The organism is Brevundimonas sp. UBA7534 (genome assembly GCF_002479325.1).
Classification (GTDB): domain Bacteria; phylum Pseudomonadota; class Alphaproteobacteria; order Caulobacterales; family Caulobacteraceae; genus Brevundimonas.
Genome location: NZ_DLMO01000007.1, coordinates 1 through 4,575 on the forward strand (window position 1 = coordinate 1; position 4,575 = coordinate 4,575).

General features: G+C 67.3%; 6 protein-coding genes. 2 read left to right on the plus strand and 4 right to left on the minus strand.

The features are described 5' to 3' along the window. Positions 1–910: AMP-binding protein (locus B2U11_RS00375; protein WP_292068980.1), on the plus strand; the 910-nt coding region annotated here is incomplete at its 5' end. 3 nt (positions 911–913) lie between these two features. Here B2U11_RS00375 and ygiD read toward each other — a convergent pair. The 4 genes from ygiD to B2U11_RS00395 form a co-directional block, all read right to left on the minus strand. Continuing rightward, positions 914–1,672: a 4,5-DOPA dioxygenase extradiol gene (gene ygiD, locus B2U11_RS00380; protein ID WP_292068982.1), complete on the minus strand. Its 759-nt coding sequence runs from the start codon at positions 1,670–1,672 to the stop codon at positions 914–916. Positions 1,673–1,676: 4 nt separating this feature from the next. Beyond that, complete coding sequence (gene wrbA / locus B2U11_RS00385) at positions 1,677–2,279, minus strand: NAD(P)H:quinone oxidoreductase (RefSeq protein ID WP_201216725.1); 603 nt, start codon at positions 2,277–2,279, stop codon at positions 1,677–1,679. A gap of 92 nt (positions 2,280–2,371) precedes the next feature. Continuing rightward, complete coding sequence (locus tag B2U11_RS00390; RefSeq protein WP_292068984.1) at positions 2,372–2,824, minus strand: hypothetical protein; 453 nt, start codon at positions 2,822–2,824, stop codon at positions 2,372–2,374. Then, positions 2,800–3,672 carry a M15 family metallopeptidase gene (locus B2U11_RS00395; RefSeq protein ID WP_292068985.1) on the minus strand — a complete coding sequence of 291 codons (873 nt, stop codon included), beginning with the start codon at positions 3,670–3,672 and terminating at the stop codon, positions 2,800–2,802. Before B2U11_RS00395 ends, B2U11_RS00390 begins: the two co-directional genes overlap by 25 nt. 102 nt (positions 3,673–3,774) lie before the next feature. Here B2U11_RS00395 and B2U11_RS00400 point away from each other — a divergent pair. Continuing rightward, positions 3,775–4,575, plus strand: an 801-nt coding sequence (locus tag B2U11_RS00400) for an MFS transporter (protein ID WP_292068987.1), incomplete at its 3' end; no start/stop codon positions are given.

The window sequence follows — 4,575 nt, forward strand, 5'->3', positions numbered from 1 at the left end:
GCCGGAGTGGGTGATGTTCAACCCGCTGCCGACCTTCCACTGCTTCGGCCTGACCGGCGGGGTCATCTTGCCGCTGCTGCAAGGGATGAAGGCGTTCGAATATCCGTCGCCGCTGCATGCCAAGCAGATCACCGACCTGCTGCCCCAGGTGAAGGCGTCGATCCTGTTCGCCACCGACACCTTCCTGAGCCAGTACGCGCGGGTCGCCGAACCCGACGACTTCGGCACGCTGCAGTTCGCCGTGGCCGGCGCCGAGAAAGTGCGCGAGGAGACGCGCGCTCTGTTCAATAGCAAGTTCGGCGGCGTCGAACTGCTCGAAGGCTACGGCGCGACCGAGGCCTCGCCCGTCGTTGCTGTGAACCACCCCGACCGCAACGCCCCCGGCACGGTGGGTCAGATCCTGCCCGGCATGGACTGGAAACTGGAGCCGGTCGAAGGCATCGAGGGCGGCGGGCGTCTGTTCCTGAAGGGGCCCAACGTCATGAGCGGCTATGTCACCGGGGCCGAGCCGCTGACCTGGGAACCGGTCGAGGACGGCTGGCTGGACACCGGCGACATCGTGGATGTGGACGCCGACGGCTATGTCACGATCAAGGGACGCGCCAAACGCTTCGCCAAGATCGGCGGCGAGATGGTGTCGCTGACGGCGGTGGAAGGCATCGCCGGCGCCGTCTGGCCCGAACAGCGGCACGCCGTCGTTTCCGTGCCCGACAGCCGCAAGGGCGAGAAGCTGGTGCTTGTCACGGACCATGCGGCCGCCGAGGTTGCGCCGCTGGCCGAATGGGCGCGTGAGAACGGCGCCCCCGAGCTGATCGTGCCCAAGAAGATCGTCAAGGTCGCGGAGGTGCCCGTCCTGGGCACCGGCAAGACCGACTATGTCGCCATCCAGAAGATGGTCGAGGCGGCCTGAGCCTCAGCCGATCCTGACGCCGGTCATCGAGATCGAACCGCCGTCGATCACATCGTTGAAGAAGTCGACCGGCTCACCCTCGTACTGCTGGGCGGCGACATAGAGCAGCGGCAGATAGTGCTCGTCGGTAGGGACGCTGAGCTGCGCGTTCTCGGCCAGGCGGACCCAGTCGACCAGGGCGTCGTGGTCCCCGGTTTGAAGGGCGTGCTTGACCGCCGCATTGAAGCTGGTCGCCCAATCGTAGGGTTCGGCGCCCGCCTCGCGCCGCCAGGTTCGCAAGTTGTGCACGAAGTCGCCCGAACCGGCGACGACGATCCCTTCGTCGCGCAACGGCCGCAGGGCCGTGGCCAGGTCGTAATGCTGACGCGCCGTCAACTCGCGGTTCAGTGACAGCTGAACCACCGGCACGTCGGCGTCCGGCCAGACGTGGGCCAGCACCGACCAGGTTCCGTGGTCCAGTCCCCATTGCAGAGTCTGCACGGCCCCGGTCAGTTCCGCGACACGAGCCGCTAGCTCGGGAGATCCGGGCGCGGGATACTGCATTTCATGAAGTTCACGCGGGAAGCCGCCGAAATCATGGATGGTTTCCGGTTGTTCCTGCGCGGTGACGCCCAGCCCGCGCGTCTCCCGGTGGGCGGAGACCATCACCACCCCCTTGGGCTTGCCGATCGCCTGACCCTGGTCGCGCCAGGCGGCCCCGAAGGGACCGCCCAGGGCGTTCATGGGCGAGCCGTGGCCGAAGAATACGGCGGGCTGGCGCATCGGATCAGCCGTGGAGTTTCTTGGCGATTTCGGCGATGTGCCTGCCCTGGAATCGGGCCCCGCCCAGTTCGATCTCGCTGGGCAGGCGCGAACCGTCGCCGCCGGTGATGGTGGTCGCGCCATAGGGCGAGCCGCCCTCGACCGCATCCAGGGTCATCATGGCCTGATAGGCGTAGGGCAGGCCCACGACCGGCATGCCGTGGTGCATGAAGAAGTTGTGCAGGCCCTGGAAGGTGGTCTCCTGCCCGCCGTGCTGGGTCGCGCTGGCGGTGAAGGCGCCGCCCACCTTGCCCAAGAGGGCGCCGGTGAACCACAGGCCGCCGGCCTGATCCAGGAAGGCGCGCATCTGCGAGGCGGCCGAACCGAAGCGCGTGCCCGCGCCGATGATGATGGCGTCATAGTCCTTCAGGTCGTCGATCTTGGCGATCGGCGCCTTCTGATCCAGCTTGTAGCCCGAGGATTTGGCAAGCTCTTCCGGCACCGTCTCCGGAACCCGCTTGATGTCGACCACGGCTCCGTCTACCTGGCGCGCGCCTTCGGCAACCGCATCGGCCATGGCTTCGATGTGGCCGTAGGTCGAATGATAGAGGACGAGGATTTTCGGCATTGGGGAGTTTCCTTCGGTTCACGGCGACCATTCGCAACAGTCACCGTTTCCATTTTGGGAAATCCCGCGGTCGGATGCAAGGGCGTCGGCTGCTAAAACGGACAGACGCGTGCAAAGAAGGCCTCGTCGCCTTCGGTCGGCTCACCACGGCTTCGGCGGAACCTATGCTCCATGACCATCGCCTGCTGCTCGATGTTCAGCGCACTCCACTGACAATCGGACGTGGCGGCGTAGGCATAGCTGTCGCGCCTGTCGCCGGCCTTCAGCTTGGCTAGGAGCAGGTTCACCCCCTGCTGGGCCTGCCACACATGGGTCAGTTCGTGGATCAGCACGCCCTGCGTCCGCATCGAGGCGGCGGTGAAGTCCGCGCACAGCGCCCGCCGGGGCCAGACGATCCAGTCGCGGCCGAACCAGCGCCCGGCGACGAAAGCCCGCCGGAACGGCCAACCGATCAGCCGCACCGTGTCCAGGCGCAGGGCGTCTCCGAACGACTCCTTCGCCAGGTCGATCTCGTTTTCGGTCAGGGCGCGGACGGCTCTCGCCACGGCTCGACATACTCCCAATGCCAGGGCTCATAGACATAGGGCGTAAAGCCGAACCGGCCAGCGTTCTCCACCAGCCAGCGATAGGCTGCGCCCTGGCTCATGTGCGCGCGACTGCCCGCGGCCGTTGAATCCACGCCCGAACCGGGCAGACGACCGACGTAGAGATCGACCGCCGCGCCCGTGCGATGCGGCGAACAGACGGCGCGGCGCAGGCCGTCGCAGTTACCTTGCTGGGCGCAGCGCGCGGCGTCCGCTTCGGGATCGCGAAAGCCCGAGAAGATCTGCAGCAACTCGGGGTCGGCGGCGATCTCGGCGACCTGGGCGCGCGCCTCGGCGACCATGCGGCGATAGGCGTCCAGCACGTCGCGGCGCAACAGGCGGGTCAGGCGGTCGGCGTGCTCCTCGGCTTCGACCAGATAGCCCAGTTGGTTGATCGGCGGCGGCGCGGGACAATCGCCCCCCAGCCGCGCCATGATGAAGGGCCGCCGTTCCTGCCACACCCCCTTGAACACCTGGAAGGTCGCGCTGTCGAACAGGCCGGTGGGGGCCAGGCCGTGGGTCTGCTGAAACGCCGCCAGGTGCGAGGCGAAGATCGGCGTGCCCGCTCCGCAACGGGTGCGCAACTCGCGCTGTATCAGCGGCAGATAGGTCTCCCACCCCCATTCGGTCGCGCCGAAAGGAGCCCATTCCAGGGAATAGAGCGAGATGGCGTTGGCGAACCCCTGCTCGGCCCAGATGTCGGCGTTGGTCTGGCAAGAATCGACTTGGGCGCGCACGGCGCCGGCGCCCGTCAGGACCGCCAGCGCCGCCAGCAACCCGGCCACAGCGTGCGGGAATCTGCGTCTCATCCGGCCAGTCAGCCCCATGTCGGTCCGCGCAGCAAGGGCGCCCAAGGCGTCGCAAAACTGCGATGGTGGCGCGGGCCGACTCGCGCCCGGACGGATGATGTCATGACCGCGCCTCGCCGCTCCAACGCCGTCCTAGCGGCCTTTTCCGGCCCCTGTTTGCCCCTGGCGGCCTTCGGCGTCGCCCTGCCCGTAACCCTGCCGGAGTTCTACGCTACCCATGTCGGACTGGAGCTGGGCGTGGTGGCGGCCGTCTTCATGGCTGTGCGGCTGATCGACATCGCCTTCGACCCTCTTATCGGCTGGGGCATGGACCGGACGCGCACACGACTGGGCCGCTATCGCCCGTGGATGGCGGTATCGATCCCGATCCTGATGCTGGCCGCCCTCATGATGTTCGTGGTCGTGGGGCCGGGCGCGCCGCCGGCCTATCTGTTCGCCTGGCTGCTGGTTCTCTATTTCGGCTTTTCGATCGGGACGCTGGCGCAACTGGGCTGGGCCTCGGTCCTGGCGCCGCAGTACGATCAACGCAGTCGCGTCTATGGCTGGTGGCAGGTGTTCAACATCATCGGGGTGATCCTGATCCTGGTCCTGCCGACGGTGGTGATCCAGACCGGGTTGGGCGACTATGCGGACGGGGTGCGGATCATGGGCTGGGCCATCGTCCTCGCCCTGCCCCTGACGTTCGGCCTGGCCTTTTTCGCCGTGCCGGAGCCGGTCAATCCCGGCGCCCCGCCGCATGGCGGAATATCGGCCTATCTGGCGCTGTTCAGGCTGAAGACGGTGCGAAAGCTGCTGGCCGCCGACCTTCTGCTGGGCGTCGCGCCGGGGATCACCGGGGCGCTGGTGTTCTTCTTCTTCGGCTGGATCAAGGGCTACGGCCACGCCCAGGCGTCGCTGCTGATG

Excerpts from the sequence above, each read along its gene's own strand:
- ygiD (WP_292068982.1), bottom strand. The coding sequence starts at position 1,672 with ATGCGCCAGCCCGCCGTATTCTTCGGCCACGGCTCGCCCATGAACGCC.
- wrbA (WP_201216725.1), bottom strand. The coding sequence starts at position 2,279 with ATGCCGAAAATCCTCGTCCTCTATCATTCGACCTACGGCCACATCGAA.
- B2U11_RS00395 (WP_292068985.1), bottom strand. The coding sequence starts at position 3,672 with ATGAGACGCAGATTCCCGCACGCTGTGGCCGGGTTGCTGGCGGCGCTG.